This window comes from Chryseobacterium sp. SIMBA_029 (assembly GCF_046535275.1).
Classification (GTDB): Bacteria; Bacteroidota; Bacteroidia; order Flavobacteriales; family Weeksellaceae; genus Chryseobacterium.
In genome coordinates, this window is the sequence record NZ_JAWRXA010000011.1 from 24,359 (window position 1) to 47,216 (window position 22,858).

General features: G+C 37.9%; 15 protein-coding genes and 2 tRNA genes. 11 read left to right on the plus strand and 6 right to left on the minus strand.

Features of this window, described 5'->3' with window-relative positions; all coding sequences use genetic code 11:
• Positions 1 to 12: 12 nt before the first annotated feature.
• The 9 genes from SB679_RS18800 to SB679_RS18840 all read left to right on the plus strand — a co-directional run bounded on the left by SB679_RS18800 (position 13) and on the right by SB679_RS18840 (position 10,398).
• The gene (locus SB679_RS18800) at positions 13 to 1,293 is read left to right on the plus strand and encodes an erythromycin esterase family protein (RefSeq protein WP_410703842.1); all 1,281 of its coding nucleotides are present in this window, start codon (positions 13 to 15) and stop codon (positions 1,291 to 1,293) included.
• A complete protein-coding gene (locus tag SB679_RS18805) occupies positions 1,293 to 2,198 on the plus strand; it encodes an ABC transporter ATP-binding protein (protein ID WP_410703843.1) in 906 nt (301 codons plus the stop codon). The genes SB679_RS18800 and SB679_RS18805 overlap by 1 nt, the downstream gene beginning before the upstream one ends.
• On the plus strand, positions 2,191 to 2,967 hold the full coding sequence (locus SB679_RS18810) for an ABC transporter permease (RefSeq protein ID WP_410703844.1): 777 nt from the start codon (positions 2,191 to 2,193) through the stop codon (positions 2,965 to 2,967). Before SB679_RS18805 ends, SB679_RS18810 begins: the two co-directional genes overlap by 8 nt.
• Positions 2,968 to 3,104: 137 nt before the next feature.
• Complete coding sequence (locus SB679_RS18815; protein ID WP_410703845.1) at positions 3,105 to 3,596, plus strand: DUF6985 domain-containing protein; 492 nt, start codon at positions 3,105 to 3,107, stop codon at positions 3,594 to 3,596.
• Positions 3,597 to 3,923: 327 nt separating this feature from the next.
• Positions 3,924 to 3,998: transfer RNA gene (locus SB679_RS18820), tRNA-Pro, on the plus strand.
• Positions 3,999 to 4,030: 32 nt separating this feature from the next.
• Positions 4,031 to 4,104 (plus strand) — tRNA-Arg (locus SB679_RS18825).
• A 231-nt stretch (positions 4,105 to 4,335) separates the two neighbouring features.
• Positions 4,336 to 5,160, plus strand: coding sequence for a 5'-nucleotidase, lipoprotein e(P4) family (locus tag SB679_RS18830; RefSeq protein WP_410703846.1), 825 nt, complete (start codon positions 4,336 to 4,338; stop codon positions 5,158 to 5,160).
• Between the two features lie 263 nt (positions 5,161 to 5,423).
• Positions 5,424 to 6,659, plus strand: coding sequence for an exonuclease SbcCD subunit D (locus SB679_RS18835; RefSeq protein ID WP_410703847.1), 1,236 nt, complete (start codon positions 5,424 to 5,426; stop codon positions 6,657 to 6,659).
• A 1-nt stretch (position 6,660) separates the two neighbouring features.
• Positions 6,661 to 10,398, plus strand: a complete 3,738-nt coding sequence (locus SB679_RS18840) for an AAA family ATPase (RefSeq protein ID WP_410703848.1) — start codon at positions 6,661 to 6,663, stop codon at positions 10,396 to 10,398.
• Between the two features lie 63 nt (positions 10,399 to 10,461).
• Here the strand turns inward: SB679_RS18840 and SB679_RS18845 are convergent, their stop codons facing one another.
• The 6 genes from SB679_RS18845 to SB679_RS18870 all read right to left on the minus strand — a co-directional run bounded on the left by SB679_RS18845 (position 10,462) and on the right by SB679_RS18870 (position 17,843).
• Positions 10,462 to 10,842: a hypothetical protein gene (locus SB679_RS18845; RefSeq protein WP_410703849.1), complete on the minus strand. Its 381-nt coding sequence runs from the start codon at positions 10,840 to 10,842 to the stop codon at positions 10,462 to 10,464.
• Positions 10,843 to 10,931: 89 nt separating this feature from the next.
• Positions 10,932 to 11,774: an SH3 domain-containing protein gene (locus tag SB679_RS18850; protein ID WP_410703850.1), complete on the minus strand. Its 843-nt coding sequence runs from the start codon at positions 11,772 to 11,774 to the stop codon at positions 10,932 to 10,934.
• Between the two features lie 18 nt (positions 11,775 to 11,792).
• Positions 11,793 to 12,620, minus strand: coding sequence for a 50S ribosomal protein L11 methyltransferase (gene prmA / locus SB679_RS18855; RefSeq protein WP_410703851.1), 828 nt, complete (start codon positions 12,618 to 12,620; stop codon positions 11,793 to 11,795).
• 75 nt (positions 12,621 to 12,695) lie between these two features.
• Complete coding sequence (locus tag SB679_RS18860; protein ID WP_410703852.1) at positions 12,696 to 13,409, minus strand: 3-ketoacyl-ACP reductase; 714 nt, start codon at positions 13,407 to 13,409, stop codon at positions 12,696 to 12,698.
• Between the two features lie 537 nt (positions 13,410 to 13,946).
• Complete coding sequence (locus tag SB679_RS18865; protein WP_410703853.1) at positions 13,947 to 14,693, minus strand: glycerophosphodiester phosphodiesterase family protein; 747 nt, start codon at positions 14,691 to 14,693, stop codon at positions 13,947 to 13,949.
• Between the two features lie 63 nt (positions 14,694 to 14,756).
• Positions 14,757 to 17,843 (minus strand): carboxypeptidase regulatory-like domain-containing protein, encoded by a 3,087-nt coding sequence (locus tag SB679_RS18870; protein ID WP_410703854.1) that lies wholly within the window; start codon positions 17,841 to 17,843, stop codon positions 14,757 to 14,759.
• A 241-nt stretch (positions 17,844 to 18,084) separates the two neighbouring features.
• On the opposite strand from SB679_RS18870, the gene ligA reads away from it, so the two are divergent.
• Positions 18,085 to 20,091 carry an NAD-dependent DNA ligase LigA gene (gene ligA, locus SB679_RS18875; RefSeq protein WP_410703855.1) on the plus strand — a complete coding sequence of 669 codons (2,007 nt, stop codon included), beginning with the start codon at positions 18,085 to 18,087 and terminating at the stop codon, positions 20,089 to 20,091.
• 224 nt (positions 20,092 to 20,315) lie between these two features.
• Positions 20,316 to 22,784: a T9SS type A sorting domain-containing protein gene (locus SB679_RS18880; protein WP_410703856.1), complete on the plus strand. Its 2,469-nt coding sequence runs from the start codon at positions 20,316 to 20,318 to the stop codon at positions 22,782 to 22,784.
• Positions 22,785 to 22,858: the final 74 nt, after the last annotated feature.

Here is a 22,858-nt window from a genome sequence, read left to right on the forward strand (position 1 = left end):
AATTTTTAATGAATGAAGAAAATATTGTATGCTTTTCTGGCTTCTGTTGTGGTCATTTTTATACTCAATAGAATTGTTTACAAAGAAGTTCCCGAAGCAGTAAGAAAGCCGATGATTTCAGAAGTAAAACGGTATCAACATCCTGTTAAAAGTATTTCGTTCAACGATACAGATTTTAATGATTTAAAAATCTTTGATTCAATCCTTACCGGAAACAGGGTATTGATGCTGGGAGAAAATACCCACAAAGATGGTCAGACTTTTAAAGCCAAAAGCAGGCTGATCCGGTATCTTCATGAGCATCTTGGATATAACGTAGTGCTGTATGAAGCCGGCCAATATGATTCCTGGATCATGAATCAGGAAATGAATACTCACAAAATGAAGGTTTCAGCTGATTCTATCGGCGGGCTTGGGCTTTTTGATTTCTGGTGGGCCAACTATGAAACCAAGCCTCTGATCAGTTATTTCCAGCGTACGAAAGCAACGAAAAATCCTATTACTGTTGGAGGTTTTGACATTCAGATGTCAGGAGGAGTCCTGTTTGATAAGCGTGCAGGGCTGATTAAAGATTTTTTAACCCGGAATAAGATTGATCTTAAGAAATATCCTCTTTTTTCTAAAAATATTGATCACCTATTCTATTTTATATATGATTACTATGTTAATAAGAGGTTTAATGAAAAGCAGAAAAAACAGTTTCTCGAAGAGATAAAAAAGATTGAAAATAGGGTTTTACAATTGAAGAAAAATGAAGAAAACACCATTTATGCAAGGTATTTCAATGATATGCGGAATAACTACTATAAAGCCTGGAATTTTAAAGTGGGCTCTATGCCAAGTATGCAGTTCAGAGATTCTTTAATGGCCGCGAATGTAATACATCAGATCGACTCGGTATACAAAGATCAGAAGGTGATCGTCTGGTGTGCCAATATCCATACGTTTGCCCAACGATACAGCAAGGATTACCTTCCATTGGGCGCTTACCTTAAAAACAAGTACGGAAAAGCCTCTTATATGATCGATTTCTCCTCTTACGCAAGACAAAACCCAGTCAATGGCAATACTATTGAAAAACCGGGCAAACTCGCCGTGGAAAATGTATTTCATGACACGAAAGTACCTTACTTTTTCATCAACCTAAGAGCAGTTCCTTCAACTTCTTTCCTCAAAAAAGAATTTGTATCCACCATCAATCAGGGAATGGATGAAAAAAAACAATGGAGCAGTCTTTTTGACGGAATTTTCTATATCGACATTAATAAAAACCCAACGTATCCAAAGAAATAATGGAAAGCATCACGACTACAAATTTAAACTATACGATAGGCTCTAAAACCATTTTAAAGGATATCAGCCTTCATGTACCGAATAGCAGTATTTACGGGTATTTGGGAAGAAACGGAGCCGGAAAATCAACCACAATAAAACTGCTGTTAGGACTTTTAGAACAACAGAATGACAATATTTTAATTCAGGGAAAAAGCTTGCAGAAAGACCGGACGGAGATTCTTTCTGCAACGGGAAATCTCATTGAATCCCCGTGTTTTTATACGAAACTGACCGTTTTTGAGAATTTAAAGTATCTGGATATCATTTACGGCAAAGGGACCAAAAGAATTGATGAAGTACTGGAATTGGTGGATTTACACAGAGAAAAAAAGAAAAAGACCAGTGCCCTATCAATGGGAATGAAACAGCGCTTAGGAATTGCTATGGCCATCTTCCATGACCCTCAGCTGCTAATACTGGACGAGCCGTTGAATGGATTGGATCCTCAGGGTATTTTTGAAATGCGAAAACTTTTTCAGCATCTTAATGCTCAAGGGAAGACTATTTTTCTTTCGAGCCATATTTTAAGTGAATTGGAAAAAACAGCGACTCATATCGGCATTATTGAAGGGGGAAAAATGATCTTCCAAGGCACAAAAAATGAACTGTTGAGCCGCGTAGAAAAAACAGTTGCGGTAAGGGTAAATAATACTGCAAAAGCAATTTCCGTTCTACAGGAAATACATTTCCAGGTTGCACCAAGTGATGGAAATAAAATTTCAGTAACGATCAATGATGATCAGGCGTTTAATTCTTTATTAAAAATCCTTATTCAACATGATCTCGAGATCTATGAAATTGAATCTCAAAATGCAAACCTCGAACAGATCTTCATTAACTTAATTTCCAACAGCCATGACTAATACTTTCTATAAAGCCTTTTCTTCCGAGCAATATAAACTTTCCAAAAATAAAGAGCTTTTTGGCGTACTGCTGCTTCCCGCCCTCATTATTTTTGCAGTTGATATTTACTTTATCTATGGTATTTTAACTTCCGGAAATGAACCCGGTGGCGGAACGATGAACCCGTGGAAAAACATGCTTGGAAACACTGTATTTCTGTTTTTTTACATGCTCTACCCTATTCTTATCTCGATTTTCGTGTATGCATGTTGTGATGTTGAATATAAAAACAACAATTATAAAATTCTCTTCACCATCCCTATTTCAAAATCGAAAATATTTTTTTCCAAGGCATTGTTTATCTTGATTACGATCTTATTTTCTACCGTTTTATCATACCTTGTATTTTTACTGAGCGGTTATTTTTTTAGCGTTGTTTTTCCTGCCATCGGCTTTCAGAACTATGATTTCCGGGAAGTTATTTTCTACACTTTTCTAAAACTGTATATCACGCTGTCTTCAATTGCTATGATTCAATTAGCATTAAGTCTGGTATTCAGAAACTTCATCTACCCTATCGGTTTCAGTGTATTCATGATTATCTTCTCAATAGTGGTGAATGAAAAGAAATTTTCTGACTTTATTCCTTACACTGGAGGCTTTAAATCGTACTCGAATCTGATGACCGAGAATATTCTTTTTGAAAGACTGGATTATTCTAATATTGCCATGATATTCGTTTTTATGGGATTGAGTTTTTATTTGTTCGCGAAAAAGAAGGGTGGCTAAAAAGAATGTCTGAAAAATAATCGGAGTTCATTATAATCGGGGTTTTTGTATATTTAGGATTGTTAATCCTACACACAAGCTTTGGCATTAGCATAATTCTCATCTTGATTTTACAAAAAATAATTAAAGAATAAATAATGGCAGTACACGAATATTGGGGAGAAGTAGAACAAGACTGGGCAGGTTTTTCATCTGACATATCATTTTCTCATCCGTTTTTTGAAGAACAGAATATTTCTGTTTTTTTAGGAGAAGAGTTTGACGATGAAGGGGAAGAAATTGATGAACCTCCTACTGAAAATCAACTGGCAGATTTTGCAAAGACCTATCAGGATTTTTTAGCGGCTATTGAAGCTAATCTGAGTGCCATTCAGCATCAGGCGTTTGATTATTATAAAAAACACTATGCCCATTACTTTGAAGACCCTGAAAAATCAGGCGAACCGGCACTTCATATTGACACCGTAGAAAAACACAATGAATACATTAAAGAATTGCTGCACCTAAGAATTTCAAAAGGCGGCACCATCACCATAAGTATCCGTTATAAGCTGGATACGGAACACGGAATTGAATTTAAATTTGTAAATGGGCGGATAGAAAAAGTGGGTGGTATTGCTGATACATAGTGTTGTCGGTTGTCAGACGAAAATAAAGTATCGTGTATACTTTTCCAATACAACCTACCTACTTACTGGTTTTACTATTTAAAAATATTTTACGAAATAGTAAATCATAACAGAGAAAATATTAAAATCTGCTGCACCAATATATTTTATGAGATTTTCCAAACAGGTCCTTTCATTCAGCATCTGAGAAAAAATTAATCCACCTGAAAAACAGGCTACTATTAAAATCTATCCAAATTATTTTCATGTTTTGTTTTTTTATTCGAAAAAACATTCTATCTTTGCACCCGCTAAAACGAAGTAAAATTCGTTACAAATGACCACCATCGGGGCGTAGCGTAGTCCGGTCATCGCGCCTGGTTTGGGACCAGGAGGTCGCAGGTTCGAATCCTGCCGCCCCGACTTTTTAATAGTTTTCGCAAAAATTATGGAATGGGTGCGTAGCTCAGCTGGATAGAGCATCTGCCTTCTAAGCAGACGGTCTCAGGTTCGAATCCTGACGCGCTCACTTAATGACGTCATTAGGACAATTTGTTCCAAATGACGTCATTTTTTTTGATTTCTTTCATAAAAATAGTAATCTTTTTCTCAAACTCAAATATATCATTTAATTCAGATAAAATGACGAGGTTAATCCTACTATTGGAAGCACGCTGGAAAACCTAAGAAGAAGTATCTTTCGACTTTGTTGCAATAAAAAGCAAATTGTTATAATTTTGTTTCCTCTATTCTAAATTCAATGAAAAATTTCAATCACATTATTGCAAGCTGTCTTCTCGTTTTTATCGTATCGTGTAAAACAGCAGCTCCGGCTTCAAAGATTTCCGTTCAGGATGCCCCCTATCAAAATCTTGGGCGTAATGGAAAAATATATGCGGCGTTTTATCAGCAAAGGGCAGCAGAATATGAAGCACTTTGCCTGCAGGCGTACAATATTGCAAAACTCCGTTTGGATGAAGCTTTAGCACAAAAATCGGGGAAACCTTTAGCCATTATTTCAGATATTGACGAAACTTTCCTGGATAATTCCTATTATGCAGTTGAGCGTGCAAAAGCGGGTAAGGATTATGATCAAAAAACGTGGGAAGAATGGACTGCCAAAGGTATTGCAAAACCACTTACCGGTTCTCAGGAATTCTATCAGTATGCTGCAAGCAAGGGCATACAGGTTTTCTATGTGACTAACCGTATGGAGCAGGAGCGTGCAGGAACGCTGAAAAACTTAAAACAATTCAATTTCCCTCTTCAAAATGACACGAACCTTATCCTTCGATCAAAAGAAAGCAGTAAGGAAAACCGACGAAAAGATATTGCTAAAAATTATGATATTGTTTTGCTGTTAGGTGATAATCTTGCTGATTTTTCTGACCTGTTTGACAAAAAATCAGAAACGGAACGGTCTGCGGCAGTGAAAAATTCGGCAAAAGATTTTGGTAAAAAATTCATCATCATTCCGAATCTTGGTTACGGAGACTGGGAATCCTCATTCTATAACTATAAATACGATTATACCGAACAAAAGAAAGACTCAATGATGTATGATGCGGTGAAAACTACTCCTTAACATACAGATGATTTAGTATCATCATAGGAGTTCATCAAAATTCACTCAAGAGTTCGAAAATAATCCTTTCAATCTCACCAAAAACTCACAATTTCTTGTGAGTTTTTTATATCTTATCCCATCATACAACGAGCCTGAATTAAATTAAATCATGAAATACGGTTTTCCGCAGGCACTATTCAAAGAATTGATTTATTTTTGATAAAAAAAGGAAAAAGATACATTCCTTAGTAATTTCCCTGATTGGAAAATAAGCAAAGTTTATGAAAATCCTCCACACCGCAGACTGGCATATTGGTCAGCTCTTTCACGAATACGACCGCACTTATGAACACCAGCAGTTTCTGGACTGGATGATACAGGTTTTGCAGACAGAGGAAATAGATGTTTTGCTCGTGAGCGGAGATATTTTCGACATTTCTAATCCGGCGGCAGCTTCTATAAAGATGTTTTACACATTTCTGAACCAGGCGACCAAGGCTAATCCCAATCTGCAGATCATTATTACGGCTGGCAATCATGACTCCGCCTCTCGACTGGAAGCTCCCAAGCCTTTGCTGGAATCATCCAAAGTTCATATCATAGGATTGATAGAAAAAAATACTGAAGGCCGTGTAAACTACGAAAAATTAACAATCCCTATAGTGAACATTTCCGGAGAGGCTAAAGCCTGGTGTCTTGCCATTCCTTTTCTACGAATGGGAGATTATCCTTCTATACCGGACTGTACGAATCCTTATACCGAAGGAGTGGCTGCATTATACAAAGAAGCATTTGAATATGCTCACCAAAAAAGACAAAAAGGGCAGCCCATTATTGCCATGGGACATCTCCATACCAGTAATGCAGAAAAAACAGATATGGATGATTCGGAACGACCTATCATGGGCGGTGTGGAATGTGTTTCTGCTTCAGCATTTCATGAGGATATTAAATATGTCGCTTTGGGACACATTCACAAGGCACAGCGAATCGGCGGCAAAGAGCACATCCGGTATTCCGGAAGTCCGTTGCCCATGTCCTTTTCAGAGCTAGCCTATAAACATCAGGTTATTGTTTTTGAACTGAATGAGGAGATCAGTAACCTGAAATCAATAGAAATCCCGGTATTTGTTCCTCTTCAAAGAATTCCGGCAGCCCATCAGACGCTGCATGAAGTACTCGCTTTATTAGAACAGTTGCCTGCAGCAGATAACGATTTAAAAACAACTCCTTACCTTAAAGTCAATGTGCTGCTCGAAAGCCCGGAACCGGGTTTACGCCACAAGATAGAAACCGCATTAACCGGTAAAAAAGTCAGGTTAGCCAAAATTGATCCCAAATATCCTGTTTCAAAAGAAAAAGCCAGTGAATTTATTACCCAAGAGAAACTGAACGAACTGCAACCTCTGGATGTATTTTCCAACATTTACCAATCCAGATACAACACTGAAGTTCCTGAAGAGATCCTGCGTTTGTTTCAGCAGGCTACCCAGGAAGTAAATCAAAAAGAAAAATAAGATGAAGATCATAGTGATACGCACGAAGAATCTGGCCTCTCTGGAAGGAAATACAGTAATTGACTTTACTGCAGAACCTTTATGCTCTGCCGGGATTTTTGCCATTACAGGAGCTACAGGCGCTGGAAAATCAACTTTACTGGATGCTCTTTGCCTTGCATTGTATGGTAAAACACCCCGATATCTGCAGGCTAAAGAAATGGGGATAGAAATCCATGATGTTCAGGGAAGCACCATCAGTCAGGGAGATGTTCGTGGTATTCTTCGTGACGGAACTGCGGAAGGCCTTGCCGAAGTAGAGTTTATAGGGATCGATGGTCAACAATACCGCGCCACCTGGAGTGTAAGACGTGCCAGAAATAAAGCGGAGGGCAGTATACAATCTGATTCGGTTCTATTAAAAAATATGACTTCCAATCTTGATATTCCGGGAAGGAAGGCGGAAACTTATAAAGAAATAGAGCGGCTGGTAGGATTGAATTTTGAACAGTTTACCCGTTCGGTTCTATTAGCGCAAGGCGATTTCACTGCTTTTATGAAAGCAAATAAAGATGAAAAATCTTCGCTGCTTGAAAAACTGACAGGTACTCATATCTATTCTGAAATTTCGAAAAAGATTTTTGAAAAATATAAACATGAGGAACAGCAGCTGCGCGATCTCAATATCCGTAAGGAAGGAATCATTACTCTTAATGAAGAAGAAATAATCGTTCTGCAAACGGAACAGGCTCATCTGGAAGCTCAAATTACAGCACTGGACAAAGAGCTCGAAATTCTTACTAAAGAACTCAACTGGCATGAACAGCTGGCTGAATTACAGATCGGCCGGAATAAAGCCCAAATAAGCCTGCAACAGGCCACTGAAGTACAAACACAGGCAATCCAGCGTAAACAGAAACTGTTTCAGGCAGAACAGGCGCAAAAAGCAAGAACCTGGACGGATGCTTTACGGTATACAAAAAAACAGCAGGCAGAGAAAATAAAAGCATTAGAAATAGTAAAAGAACGCATTTCGAAACTTCATCAGCAAGAAGAAACGCTTACAAATCAACTGCTTGCTTCAGAAGAAGAGCTTTTAGCCAAAAACAAACTGCTGAATGATGCTCTTCCTCTATTGGAGGAGGCTAAAAAGCTGGACACCCTTCTTTCTGAAAAAACAGTTCAGCTCACAAAAGCTAAGGAAGAGTTTGAAAGTGCCTCTGCAAAAAACAGCCTGCATCAGCAAACTTTAACGGATCAAAAAAACAAATTATCTGCTCTTTCAGCAGCCATAAAAACACTTAAAGACTGGAAAAAAGACAATTCAGACCGCAGTGCTATTGCTGAAAACAGGGATGTGATCATCTCTAAGCTTCAGGATGCCCAAAAGCTGCTGGATTCTTTACTGTCATCTGCAACAATTTCTGAAGAATTGCAGCAAAAAATCAAGTCTAAGGAAGCTGAAAAAACAGGTTCAGAGGTCAGTCTGAAATCATATCAGAAAGAATGGGAAGCCTTAAAAAGCAAGTATGATGTTCAATTAAAAGAGCTTCTTTTACTCCCAATAGAAACTTTACAGCTGGATAAATCCAACACTGATCAGGCAGTACATCGTACCATCCAGGCACAGGCTCACTGGCAGTTGCTATACAGTCTTCTGACGGATTTCAAGGCTTTAGAGCAAAAACAGATACAAGATCAGACGGATTATCAATCTAAACAGGAGAATTTTAACCAAATCACTGAAAGATTATCGATAGAAAATACTCAAAAAGAAACATCTGCAAAGCTATTGCAGCAGGCCCGTCTGGCAGCTTCTGAGAATGTAGAAATGCTCAGAGAAGGACTTGTTGATCACGAACCCTGCCCTGTATGCGGAAGTGAAAATCATCCTTACGCCTTACATAATCCGCAACTTGAAAATGTGCTGTCTACCCTGGAAGCTACACATCAAGCGAATGAAAATACTCATGTAACGACGTTGCGACTTCACAGCAGTTTAGACCAGGAATGTAAAAGCCTTCAGCAGACCATACAAAAACAACAGGAAGACCTCAGCAGTAAGCGTGCAAGTATTGATCTTAAGAGACAGGAATGGGAAAAGTTTGATATAGCCCAAACCATCAGCAATATTCCGGATTCTGAGAAAGCAGAAAAGATGGAGAAACAGCTTCAGGAGCTTACCGTCAAACAAAATGATCTGCAAAACAAAATACAGGAGCATTCCAAACAGAAATTACAGCTTGAAGCAGATAAAACAAAACTGGAAGAATTAAAGGAATATATTGACAGTATTACTAATCAAATAAAGGATAATACGAATACCCTGACTTTATACCTCGAGCAGCAAACTGCCACGACAAAGGAACAGGAAAGAGGGTCATCAGCTCTTGATGAAATTGAAAAAATGCTTAGTCCATATTTTATAAGTCCGGACTGGATGGAAAAATGGAAAGCCGCTCCTGCTCCATTCCTGGAACGTATCAGTACATTTTCTAAAAAATGGAAAGAAAGTATTGAAGAACTGGAGCGTCATAACCGTCAGTATGATATTATTTCTGCTACGGTGAAAGAACTTGAGATTCAGGCTGAAAATATGCGGAAAGAAGCAGGTGAAAAAGCAGAGCACTACAATTCTCAAAATAAAACATATCAGGAACTGCAGGATCAGCGAAAGATGATTTTTGAAGGAAAGGCAGCAACAGATATTGAGCTGAAATTCAAAAAAGAAGTTACGGAAGCCCAGCAAAAAGTTGAAGCCTTTACAACTGAAAAACAGCAATTAAGTATTGACAGCACCAAAGCAAATACCCAAAAAGATGAACTGCTGGCAGCATTAACCACATTAGAAAATGATGCACTAGCTGCTGTGAATACAATACAGAAATGGCTTGATGATTACAACCAAAAGTATCATCAACATTTAACCCAGGACGAGCTCTATCAATTACTTTCGCTCAGCACCGACTGGATCGATACGGAACGGACTGCGTTACAAACCATTGATGAGGAAGTAACCAAAGCAGCTTCTATCCATAAGGAAAGAACCCAGCTTTTAGCGTCACACCAGCAAAAAGTGATATCGGAAAGGCCTTTACCCGATCTTACGGAATTACACCGTACCACAAAATCTGATACTGAAGAAAGAAAACGCATCAAAGGGGAAATCAACTTTAAACTTCAGCAGGATGAAGCTAATAAAGGGAAAATTGGTGACCTGTTGAAGAGTATCACCGTTCAGTTATCGATTACGGAAAACTGGGGCAAGCTTAATGATATTATAGGTTCCGCCGATGGCAAAAAATTCCGGCAAATCGCCCAGGAATACACGCTGGATGCGTTATTAGGCTATGCGAATATCCATCTTGAAATACTCACCAACCGATATACCATTGAACGTATTCCTTCTACGCTTGGACTTCAGGTTGTGGATCAGGATATGGGCGGTGAAGTGCGAACCGTATATTCGCTTTCAGGCGGAGAGTCTTTCCTGATCTCTCTGGCATTGGCTTTAGGTCTTGCTTCTCTTTCTTCCAGCCGAATGAAGGTAGAATCTTTATTTATCGATGAAGGTTTTGGTTCTTTAGACCCTGCTACGCTTAACATCGCTATGGACGCTCTTGAAAGGCTGCATAATCAGGGACGGAAAGTTGGAGTAATTTCTCATGTTCAGGAAATGACCGAGCGTATTCCGGTGCAGATCAGAGTAAGCAAAATGGCTAGCGGAAGAAGTAAAGTGGAGGTTGTAGGGAATTATTAATCATTCACTTTCGTAGCATATTATTGTATGGAGTAACATTTCTAAGAGAATAAATGGTTTCTGTTAACGGGTAAAATAATAACGTTTGCCCGCATTTTCAATCATTACGGTATCTCTTTTCTTCGTCGATTTTAATTCTTTATTAAATATATAAGGTTCTTCTGAGGTCATATAGATTTCACCATACGCAGTGGAAAACACTTTATATTTCTTTTCTTTTACATGGTTTAATTTGACGATCAGATGTGTTGTTTTGTCAATATAGCTGTGCAGGACGCCCACCTTTGCACGGATGGTATCAGACCCATCGATCAAATCATAATATTCACGGTAAGAATCATCCTCACGACCCACTAACTTATACATCATGAATGAACTCGCCGGGCATGAACACAACAGCATGCAGCTTCCTATAAATAAGACAATTTTCAAACTTTTTTTCATAGATATTGGTTGCTATTGTTTAAACACCTTATAAAAATAAAAAAACCGCTATAAATATACAGCGGTTTTCAAATTATACTTTAAAAATTTTATTTCAGTTGATAAGAATTTCCATTCCAGAGATAGGTCTTGGAAGATCGTTTCTTCTTTTCTCTGTCACGGTCGTCTTTTTCCATTTCCTCCATTTTAAAGATAAAAGCATTGGGTACTCCTCCTTTATCATTGGGAAATATGAATTCTTCACTGTGATAATAGATGTCTGCATCGCCTACATTCATCAATTGAGGAAGTACAATCAATTTTTTATCCTTGAAAAGGACATATTGACTATACCCCGCAATACCACAGGCTTCACCGGAAACTGTTGCTCTAAGGCTCATTTCGATATTCTGCAGCTTATGGTTGCTTTCTATGACAAAACTTCCAAAGCTAAGTTCCTCGCCTCTTCCGGTATCAAAGGAAACCTCATCAATCAGAGTATTTCCTTCAAGCGCTTTTATCGCTGCGATATTCTGTTGAAAACTTTCATTGAACTTTTTATCTTTCCGGTCAACGGTTTTTGTCAGTCCGAAAAGGAAATCATATCCGTTTTTATTCCGGTAGCCCACACAAAGATTGCCACCCCACACATAGCCTTCAGAAGCTACTTCTCCTTTTTGGTAAGAGATCTTGTACCAGTTGGCCCGTCTTTCTCCTAACTTCAAAATAGTTTCATCCCGCTGTAGAACCAGCACCTGCTGATTGGTCTGCAAAGAATCGAGGATTTGAGCATTCACATTTGGTTCCTTTCTTACCCTGGTCCAATCGGTAAAAATCTTCTGTGTCTTATTTTCTTCAAAATTAAAAACTCCGTTAGAATAAGCCATTTCCTCTTCCTGAGCCGAAAAAAACTGCAGCATGCATATAAAAAGAACAGTCAGCAAAGATCTCATATCTGTATTTTTATATGATTATTTTTCCAGCAGCAGACTTACCCACTCTTCACGCTGTAATTGTTTTTTCAACTCCAGGCCGCTTTCTTTGCATACTTCCAGAATATCATCTACATCAAAGAAACATAATCCGGAAAGCAACAATTTTCCACCAGCATTTAAAACAGAAACATACGTTGGAATATCGGAGATTAAAATATTTCGGTTGATATTGGCCAAAATAATATCAAAGTTTTCTTTTCCTAAGTTTTCAGCAGTACCAAGCTCAATATCTAACGATACATTATTTCTTACTGCATTTTCTTTTGAGTTTTCAACAGACCATTCATCAATGTCAATAGCTTTAACATCTCCTGCACCCTGCTGTTTTGCATAGATCGCAAGAACGGATGTTCCACATCCCATATCCAGGACTTTTTTACCGTTAAAATCAATGTCCATCATCTGCTGGATCATCAAATGGGTTGTTGGATGATGTCCTGTCCCGAAAGACATTTTAGGCTGAATTACTATTTCGTGCATTCCCGGAATGGATTCATGGAATTCTGCTCTGATCAGTACTTTATCATCAATATTGATTGGGGAGAAGTTCTTTTCCCATTCTTCATTCCAGTTGATATTAGGCATTTCCTTGAAGGAATATTCAATTTTCACATTTTCATTTTCAAAAATCGAAAGGGCTTTAAGCTCATCTTCTTTGAATAAGTCTTTCTGGATATATCCCAAAATCCCCTCAATTTCTTCTGTAAAGCTGTCAAAACCGATTTCGATAAGCTCTGCCATTAATATATCGCTCCAAGGTTGCTGCGGAGAAACCTTAAAATTGAATTCTAAATAATTTTGCATGTGAATAATTTGTTGCAAAAATAAGGAAAAGCGGACTAAAGCCCGCTTTCATTCTTGTAAAAGTTAGTGTAAATATTACGGATTCGTAGAGAAAATAGAAGCATTCGCTATTAAAGCCCTTCTGTTCATTTTCAGGATATCTCTTACCCATTCTGCAAAATCTTCCGGCTGAAGAACTTTGTCCGGATTTCCGTCTGTAAGTCCTCCCTGAATACTCATATCGGAAGCAATGGTACTTGGTGTTAAGGTGATCACACGGATGTTTTGTTTTCTCCATTCTGCCATCATCGACTGTGACAAGGAAACCACCGCCGCTTTTGAAGCTGCATAGGCGGACATATTCGGGCCGCCTTTTAATCCTGCTGTTGAGGAAACATTCACGATATCTCCTTCTCCTTTTGCTTTCATGAAAGGATATACAGCTTTTGCGGCATAATACACTCCGAAAAGATTGGTTTTGATTACCTGCTCCCATGTTTCAGAAGACATTTCTTCAATGCTACCAAAATTTCCGATTCCTGCATTATTGATCAGGATATCTACGCCGCCCAATTGTTCTGCAAGAGATTCAATTCCTTTTTTCACTTCGGCTTCATCATCTACGTTAAATACAGCATATACTGCATTTACACCCAGGTTTTTGATCTCTTCGACCGTATTTTTAAGATTTTCTTCGTTTCTTCCTGTTATCGCGATATGGACTCCTTCATTTGCCAATGCCAACGCTACTGCTTTACCAAGACCTCTTCCACCACCTGTTACAATGGCATTTTTTCCGTTTATATTCATAATAATTGTTCTTTTTTCGTGGTACAAATTTACGAAAGAACATTTTTATAGCGGGTGGGAATTCCGGATTTAATAGTTTTTTAATGATTGAGTGAATATGACTTTTGTGGTTTACATTTTTATAATCACAGATTTTCCAGATATACACAGATGAATCCTAAGATTACGTAATTTTTCATATTCTCGCAGATAACGCTAATTAAGCAGATCTTTGCAACACGATGAATAAAAATCTTTGCTTTTTACTTTATGTGAACTTATTATACGCGATCATTTAAACTTAAAAACTAAAGTGTTCAAAAACTTTTGTGACTTTGTGGTTCAAATTTTTATAACCACAGATTTTCCAGATGTACACAGATGAATATGTTAACCGATTGCACATGATGCTTATTGAAAACGGAGATTGCTTCCTTCCTCGCAATGACGGGGTATAATAAAGTCATGAAATAGTATGGATTCCTGTAAAAACAAAGTCTGCCTCTTTGTAAAGAGGCAGACTTATCTTATTGGTTATAAATTAAAAAATATAAACCTTTATTTATTTTTTAACTGATCAGGAATATTGGTCGTGATAAAACCTATTCCCTGTTTTTTTAATTCTTCATACACCGGAAGATCATTTACCGTCCATGAATTGGTGATCAGTCCCAATGCTTTTGCTTCAGCGATCCAGGTTGGATTTTTCTCAAAAATACTGTAGTGGTAGTCTAATCCATCCAGTCCTTCGCTTTTGATCTGTGCCGGAGACAATTCTCCGTTCAGGTACTGAACTTTAAATTTAGGCTCTACTCTTTTAATCTCTTTGCAGATATGTAAGCTGAATGAAATGAATTCACTTTGAGATTCCAGCTTCATGTCTTTGATCATTTTGATGGTTTTCTGAACGATCTCGCTTTCTTTCTCCTGAGATTTAATCGGCTTAACCTCTACAATAAGTTTTAAAGAAGGATCTTTTTTGCCTTGTTTTAAATAGTCTTTTAGTGTAGGAAAGTTCTCGCCGTTTGATAGTTTTAATTTTTCCAGGTCTTTAAAATTGGTTTCAGAGATTTCCATGTCTCCGTGGTGTTCATCGTGATTGATTACTAAAACACCATCTTTAGTCATCCTTACATCGAATTCTGATCCATAAATCTTTAATTTCTGGGCATTTTCCAATGACTTAATCGAATTTTCCGTTGTAGGAGGCTGTGTTTGCCAATAGCCTCTGTGTGCGATAATCTGAGTTTGTGCCTTCATGAGTACTGTACTTAAAACTGCTAACCCTAAGATAAAATTTTTCATAATAATTTAGATAATTAAAATATAAAAGTCTTGCGACCGTTTGATAAAGGTACTATTTAATTGTTAAAAGCTATACTTTGCTCCGATCTGAATCTGATAAGGATTTCCTGATAAAGGGGCTAAACCATTGGCATTTTTCACATATTCAAACTGTTTGGTATCCTGATTGAATTTTGTGACTCTGTACAACGCTACGTTACCGTATGATTTGTTAACCCCCCATTCTTTGTTAAGAAGGTTGGCCACGTTGAAGATATCTACAGAAAGTTCAAATGCTCCTATTTTATCAAACTTGATTTTTTTCGCGACACGTACATCCCAAACTCCGTAGAATCCGTTTTTGCCGCCGTTACGTTCTGCAATTTTATTGTTATAATCCGTGATATAATCTTTTAAAGCTTTACCTACATCCGGATCGCTAAGCAGCGCCTGTGTAAGATTCGGGAAGATATAGGCTAAATCGTTGGAATCCACAAAATCTCCATTGATGTTCCCTCCTGTTGTTAAAGAGAAACGTGTTCCTCCAATCCCTGAATATCGAAGTCCTACAGTAAATCCGGCAATCGTAGGTGAATTTCCGTAAAGCACTACTTTATTTCTGAACTGGCTGTCAGAATAGCTCATTCTTAAATCTCTCGGATCACTCTGAACCGGAGTAGAAAGGGTTGCAGAGTTTGCTACGTTTCCGTTGTATGAAGTATTGTCTTTGATATCAGACCACGTATAACTTGCTGTGATTTCCCCATCTTTCCAGTATCTGTAACTCGTGTCTACTACAAATGAATATTGATTCACTTTACCATCACTCACCAATTCCAGTACTCTTCCAAAGTTTTTATTAATTCTGCCTTCTTTCCAATCGATATTCACACTTTTATTAGCATCATTATTGATGATCGTAGATGCGGGTATATACACCCCTCTTCCTCCTTCATTAGCCAACGTGAAATACGGGTTGGCCACCATGTTTCTGTCATAGTAGAAGTAATTATTTCTTCCCAATGCCATATATCCTGCGATTCCGGCTCTGAATCTTTCATTAAAGAAGTGAGTATACGAGATATTCGCTTTATAAACGATTGGAATCTTTGCATCTTTTCCTGTGTAATTGATGGTCGGAATCTGATATTGTGAAAGGGTAGGAACCGTTCCGTAATCATTTCTGTACCCAGGGAAATCAGGAGTCAGTCCAATTTTACCGGGGTTCACATCTACTGTTGCCAAATGTTTCCCGTCAAAAACAAGGTTATTAATCACCATATAATTGTTGATATCGGAAGAGAATACTCCCGCACCAAATTTTAAGAAATCTTTATTTCCTTCATTGATATTCCAGTCAAACTGAAATCTCGGCTGAATCACAAAAGATTTGATCTGATTATCGGTTCTGATCCCCATTTCGTCAAAAAGCTTTTGATTGAATTCAGCTTTCGGGTATCCTCCGTAATCAAGTCTTAATCCGGCCATAAAGTCAAGACCTTTTGCTATTTTAGCTTGAAGCTGTCCATATACTCCTGCATTCCAGATGCTGGATTTTACAGAGGGATCATCCATCAAAGGTACTTCTCTGTAAAAACGGTAAGGGGTAAGATTGGCAAAATTCGTCATCCCCTGAAACTGGAATCTTCCGTTCACTTCACTTCCGTAGATCGATTTTGATCTGGTATACATCAGGTCTGCCCCAAACGTATATTTAATTTTGTCTGTGTTGTAGTATAAGTTATCCACCACCTGGAACACATTATTTCGGAAACCTTCCTGACCAAAACGATGGCCTCCGATCTGGATATTGGTAGCGCCAACACTGGATACAACGCCTTCAACTACTGCTCTTGGAACCGTTTTACCCAATTCACTGTTTTGGTAACTGTCCTGGAAAGTATATAAATATTGTGCTTTTAATTCATTCGTGATGTTTGACCTTACATTGGTTCTTAATGTTAAGAGTAAGCTGTTATCCAGGTTTTTATCATTCCCGTAAGATTCGAAGAAATTGATCGCGGTATTATCTCCCAATCCGTTTTTATTCAGATCATACGTGAAATTATTTCTTAACGTCAATAAGTTTTTTTCGTTGATCTGCCAGTCCAAACGAAGGAATCCTGCATCTGAATTTCTTACTTTATCAAAACTTCCGAACTGCGGAGTATTTCCTACTCCATATTTTGATCTTGCAATATCTAAAAACTGATTAAGCGTCTGGGTAGTTGTATTGAATCTTTTCTCATCATCCGTCGATTTGATATCTGCAATGATCAACGGTCTTGAATCCAGCTGGTGGTCCCAGGCTACAAAGAAGTGTAATTTATTTTTAATGATCGGACCTCCTAATGAAAATCCAAACTGTGAAGTAGAGAAATCGTTCTGTCTTTTGTTCCCTCTGATATCATACGGACTGGAAAGCCAGTTGGTTCTTAAATATTCCCAGGCGCTTCCTGAGAATTTATTCGTTCCGGACTTTGTCACCGCACTTACGGTACCTCCACCACTTCTTCCCAACGTTACATCATATTGGTTGGTTGTGATTTTAAATTCACGTACTGCTTCAATGGAAATAGAAAAGGGAGCCCCGCTTCGGCTGGTTGTAGAACCCGCTGATGTTGGGTTTTTCGCGGTCATTCCGTCAATCGTAAAGTTGGTAGAAGAACCTAACTGCCCGGATAAATTACCTCCTTTTCCACTTAGAGGAGACAATTCTGTAAGGTTGGCAAAATTTCTTCCGTTCACGGGAAGCATACTGATGTTTTTGGCAGAAATAGCGGTTGCTGCTCCCAGGTTTCCGATCTTATTTTTCAGATTTCCGGTTACCACTACTTCGTCAATAAGTTTTGCTTCATTTCCCAAGCTCACGTTTACGGTTACCTGATCTCCAAAGTTAACATTGTATCCTTCTTTTTTCTCATCATTTACCATCACCGTGTAAGGCCCGCCAAGAGGAATTTCCTTGAAAATATATTCTCCTTTTGAGTTGGTTTCAGTCTCGGTTTTGAAACCTGTAGACTCATTCACAATCGTTACTTTCACTTTTTCCTGGGCTGTGCTTCCCAAACCGGTCACTTTTCCGACAATGGAAGCCTGAGTGGTCTGTGCATAAGCCATCGTCCCAAGTCCTAAAAACAATAATCCCAATACAATCTTTACTTTTTTCATTTTCTTCAAATTAGCTTGGCAAAGGTATCCAGACATTGAGCATTTGTTATTTAAGAGAATTTTAACAATTATTGAATTAAATGCAAACGTTATGTTAACGTATTATCAATATCAATTTTATCTACTGTTGAATCAATTCATTAAAGGGTATTACGTGTTTTTAATGTTCCGGAAATATTTAATTCTCTTATTTTTTAAATGGAATTACTTTAACTATTTTTGCTAAAAAGATAGAAAAGCAATGTCGGAAAACATTCAACAAAAGATAGAAAAGCTTCGTGAAGAGCTCCATCAGCATAATTACAATTATTATATCCTGGACGAACCCAGCATTTCAGACTTCGAGTTTGATACGCTGCTGAAAGAGCTGCAGGAACTTGAAGCACAGTATCCTGAATTTCATGACGACAACTCTCCTACGCTGCGTGTCGGAGGTGCTGTTACCAAAAATTTCCCTACCATTCAGCATAAGTTCAGAATGTATTCTCTGGATAATTCTTATGACTTTGAGGATCTTGAAGACTGGGAAAAAAGAATCATCAAAACGATTGATGATCCTGTAGAATTTGTTGCTGAGCTGAAATATGACGGTGCTTCTATTTCTATCTTGTATGAAAACGGAAAACTGGTACAGGCTGTTACTCGCGGGGATGGTTTTCAGGGTGATGAAATTACGCCTAATGTGCGCACCATTTCAGATATTCCTTTAACTCTAAAAGGAGATTTTCCGTCTCATTTTTTCATGCGTGGTGAGATTTATCTGACCAGAAAAAATTTCGACAAACTCAATAAACTTCGTGAGGAGGAAGGTTTGGATCCGTTCATGAATCCAAGAAACACAGCCAGCGGAAGTTTAAAAATGCAGGACAGTGCGGAGGTAAGAAAACGTTCCCTGTCATCTGTGTTGTATCAGTACATTTCAGATGAGGTTCCGGCAGAAACGCATTGGGAACTCCTTCAGAAAGCTCAGGGATGGGGTTTCAAGACTTCTCAGCAGGCGAAACTTTGCCGCACACTCGATGAGGTAAAGGAATTCATCAGTTTTTGGGATGTGGAGCGTCATAATCTCCCTTTCGAGATTGACGGAATCGTTCTGAAAGTAAATTCTTTACAACAGCAAAGACAGCTTGGATATACGGCAAAATCACCGCGTTGGGCCATGGCTTATAAGTTTAAAGCTGAAAAAGTGGAAACTGAGCTGAAAAGTGTTTCTTACCAGGTAGGAAGAACGGGAGCCATCACTCCTGTCGCCAATCTGAAACCTGTTCTGTTAGCCGGAACGATTGTAAAAAGGGCTTCCCTGCATAATGAAGATATCATCAAAAAACTGGGTTTACATGAACATGATTTTGTGTTTGTGGAAAAAGGAGGTGAAATTATTCCCAAAATAGTTGACGTCAATAAGGAAAAACGAACTTCTGACAGTAAAGAAATTGAATACATTAAAAACTGCCCGGAATGTGGAACAGAGCTGGTGAAAATTATAGATCAGGCCATCCATTTCTGCCCGAATGAATTGCACTGTCCGCCTCAGGTCGTAGGAAGAATGATTCATTATGTTTCAAGAAAGGCTTTAAATATTGATAATCTGGGAAGCGAAACAATCGAACAGCTGTACCGTGAAAAACTGATTGAAAACCCTGCAGATTTCTATACGCTGACCAAAGAACAGATCCTTCCGCTGGAAAGAATGGCGGAAAAGTCTGTGCAGAATATTATTTCAGGAATTGAAAAATCCAAGGAAATTCCGTTTGAAAAAGTACTGTATGGAATCGGGATCAAGCATGTAGGAGAAACGGTTGCGAAGAAACTGGTTAAAAATTTCGCAACGATTGATGAGCTGAAAGAGGCCACTGTGGAAGAACTCTGCCAGGTGGAAGATATCGGGGCTAAAATTGCGTTCAGTATTGTTGAATTCTTTAAAAATTCTGAAAACATTTTAATGATTGAACGTCTGAAATCCTACGGAGTTCAGCTGGAAAAAGGAGAAAGCACGAATGAAGTTTTATCCAATGTTCTGGAAGGAAAAACGTTCCTTTTCACCGGAAAATTATCGCTGTTTACCCGAGAATCAGCGGAAGAAATGGTGGAAAAACATGGCGGAAAGAATATTTCTGCGGTTTCTAAAAATCTTAATTTCCTTGTGGTAGGTGAAAAAGCAGGAAGCAAACTGAAAAAAGCACAGGATATCGGAACGATTGAAATCCTGGATGAGCAGCAGTTTCTGGATCTGGTGGAAAAGCAATAAGGCAGGAATAAATCTAATCATTATATATGAAGGGCTGTGAATTTTCACAGTCTTTTTTTGTTTGAATCTTCAAATATTAATTTCAACATTCAATACAAAATCAAAAATTAATTAAACATATCACAACAATACAATGCTTAAATCCCAAAATACAAGCTTAAAATTAAATATTTTTAATAATAATTATTTTTTGTACATTTAGCAAAACTAAATATCACTAAACCATGAAAAACATTTACTTTTTTGTGCTATTCTTAGCACATCTAGCATTAAATGCGCAGACTATAACCATTCCTGACGCGCATTTTAAAGCTAAATTACTTTCCGCTAGCCCTACCAACGAGGTTGCCCAAAACCTCAGCGGCGCCTGGACTACCATTGACACCAATAATGATGGGGAAATACAGGTTTCGGAGGCAGCTAACATTAGTGACATCTCTATTTATAATCCCGGTATTTCTACCTATTACATTCAGTCTATTGAAGGAGTGAAATCATTTCCCAATCTAAAATATCTTACGGTATCAGATTGTCCGCTGCTTACTTCCGTAGATGTCAGCGGAATGCCCAAACTGGCTCTGGTAAGTTTCGACAATAATGTAACCATGTCTTCTGCTAATTTCACGGGATGCCCGATCCTTGAAAATATCAGTGTAAGAAATGCCAATATTGTTCATCTTGATATTTCCAATCTTCCAAAAATGAATAATTTAAATTGTAGCAGCGGAAAAATACAGACTATTAATTACTCCGGAAGTACCACTATAAAGTATCTGTTTTGTGATTACAATGAGATGACTAGTATCGATGTAAGTTCACTGCCAGATCTTTACAGATTCAGTATTATAGGAAATTCATTAACCAGCTTAAATGTAAGCAACCGTACCCATCTTGAAAGACTTTCATGTTCGGCCAATCAGCTTACTTCAATCAATCTTCAAAATACGCCGAAACTTGAATATATTGAGGCCAGTTATAACAACCTGCCTACTTTGGATATCAGTCAGAGCCCGATATTAAATTATTTGAGAATTATTAATAACCAAATAACCAATATTAATTTTTCAGCAGTTCCTTTATTGAAAACCCTGATGATTAGTGATAACCTATTGACTTCAGTAGATATATCAAATAATCCATTGCTTGTTTATCCTAACTTTCAGAATAATAATCTGCAGACTTTATTCTTGAAAAACAATAAAGTTCAAAGTCTCAACTACGCAAACAACCCGAATATTCATTATATATGCTGCGATGATGCTGAAATGAGCCAGATCATCAGCAGTAATACCGGTTACGGTTACAACAATGTAACCGTTAATTCTTATTGTTCATTCACACCTGGCGGGACTTTTTATACGGTTCAGGGAAATACAAAATATGACAGCAATAACAACGGATGTGATGTTAATGATATCAGTAAGGCGTTTCAGAAATTCACTATCGTTGGGGCCGGAACTACAGGAAGTATCATTGCTGACGCTTCAGGATTATACTCAATTCCTGTGCAGACTGGTTCGCATATCATCACTCCGATTCTTGAAAACCCAACTTATTTCAATATTTCACCTGCAGGATTCACAGCCAATTTCCCAGCACAGGCAAGTCCAATGACCCAAAATTTTTGTCTTACAGCAAATGGTACGCATAATGATCTGGAAATTGTAACGATTCCCGTTAATCAGGCCGCACCGGGCTTCAATGCAAAATACAAAATTATCTATACAAACAAAGGAACGACTACACAGTCTGGAACAATTGTACTGAATTTTGATGATAATGTGATGGATTATCTTAATGCCACCACCGCTCCATCTTCACAGGCTACAGGAGCTTTAGCTTGGAATTTTATCAGTCTCCTTCCTTTTGAAACGAAAGAAATCACCGTAACCTTTACATTGAATACCCCAACACAGGTTCCCCCTTTACAAGGAGGCGATATTTTGCAGTACACTGCACAGATTACCGGTGCAGCTGATGAAACACCTGCGGACAATACATTTGTTTTGAATCAAACATTGGTTAATTCTTTTGACCCTAATGATAAAACATGTCTGGAAGGAACAACCATCAGCCAGACTCAGATCGGAGATTATGTTCATTATCTTATCCGGTTTGAGAACACAGGAAGCGCCAACGCTCAAAATATAGTAGTAAAAGATGTAATTGATGCTGCAAAATTTGATATATCTACCTTAAGACCGCTGGATGCCAGCCATAATTTTGTAACAAGGGTGACTAACAATAATGTGGTAGAATTTATTTTTGAGAATATCCAGCTGCCATTTGATGATGCTCATAATGACGGATATATTTCTTTCAAAATCAAAACAAAATCTATCTTAACCACTGGTGATAGTTTCAGCAATACGGCTAATATCTATTTTGATTATAATGCTCCAATCATCACGAATACTTACACCACAGCAGTAAGAGGGGTATTGGCTACATCAGAAACCAAAACGAATAAAAATGAGTTAAGTATTTATCCAAATCCTGCACAGGAAGTATTGTATATCAAATCAAAAGACGCAGTGACAAGAGCTGAAATATATGATGCAACCGGAAGGATTATAAAGACTTCCGCAGTAAAAGACAATGCTCTATCAGTTTCCGAACTGACAAAAGGAAATTATATCGTCAAATTATTTACGAAAGATGAAGTAACTGCACAGAAATTTATAAAGAAATAATAGTCTCAATTATACAAATAAAAGGCTGTGAGTTTTCACAGCCTTTTATTTGTTATTGAATATAAAAATGATCA

What these genes read in the sequence shown, in the direction of transcription:
- SB679_RS18800 (WP_410703842.1), top strand. Translation starts at nt 13, where the DNA reads ATGAAGAAAATATTGTATGCTTTTCTGGCTTCTGTTGTGGTCATTTTT.
- SB679_RS18805 (WP_410703843.1), top strand. Translation starts at nt 1,293, where the DNA reads ATGGAAAGCATCACGACTACAAATTTAAACTATACGATAGGCTCTAAA.
- SB679_RS18810 (WP_410703844.1), top strand. Translation starts at nt 2,191, where the DNA reads ATGACTAATACTTTCTATAAAGCCTTTTCTTCCGAGCAATATAAACTT.
- SB679_RS18815 (WP_410703845.1), top strand. Translation starts at nt 3,105, where the DNA reads ATGGCAGTACACGAATATTGGGGAGAAGTAGAACAAGACTGGGCAGGT.
- SB679_RS18830 (WP_410703846.1), top strand. Translation starts at nt 4,336, where the DNA reads ATGAAAAATTTCAATCACATTATTGCAAGCTGTCTTCTCGTTTTTATC.
- SB679_RS18835 (WP_410703847.1), top strand. Translation starts at nt 5,424, where the DNA reads ATGAAAATCCTCCACACCGCAGACTGGCATATTGGTCAGCTCTTTCAC.
- SB679_RS18840 (WP_410703848.1), top strand. Translation starts at nt 6,661, where the DNA reads ATGAAGATCATAGTGATACGCACGAAGAATCTGGCCTCTCTGGAAGGA.
- SB679_RS18845 (WP_410703849.1), bottom strand. Translation starts at nt 10,842, where the DNA reads ATGAAAAAAAGTTTGAAAATTGTCTTATTTATAGGAAGCTGCATGCTG.
- SB679_RS18850 (WP_410703850.1), bottom strand. Translation starts at nt 11,774, where the DNA reads ATGAGATCTTTGCTGACTGTTCTTTTTATATGCATGCTGCAGTTTTTT.
- prmA (WP_410703851.1), bottom strand. Translation starts at nt 12,620, where the DNA reads ATGCAAAATTATTTAGAATTCAATTTTAAGGTTTCTCCGCAGCAACCT.
- SB679_RS18860 (WP_410703852.1), bottom strand. Translation starts at nt 13,409, where the DNA reads ATGAATATAAACGGAAAAAATGCCATTGTAACAGGTGGTGGAAGAGGT.
- SB679_RS18865 (WP_410703853.1), bottom strand. Translation starts at nt 14,693, where the DNA reads ATGAAAAATTTTATCTTAGGGTTAGCAGTTTTAAGTACAGTACTCATG.
- SB679_RS18870 (WP_410703854.1), bottom strand. Translation starts at nt 17,843, where the DNA reads ATGAAAAAAGTAAAGATTGTATTGGGATTATTGTTTTTAGGACTTGGG.
- ligA (WP_410703855.1), top strand. Translation starts at nt 18,085, where the DNA reads ATGTCGGAAAACATTCAACAAAAGATAGAAAAGCTTCGTGAAGAGCTC.
- SB679_RS18880 (WP_410703856.1), top strand. Translation starts at nt 20,316, where the DNA reads ATGAAAAACATTTACTTTTTTGTGCTATTCTTAGCACATCTAGCATTA.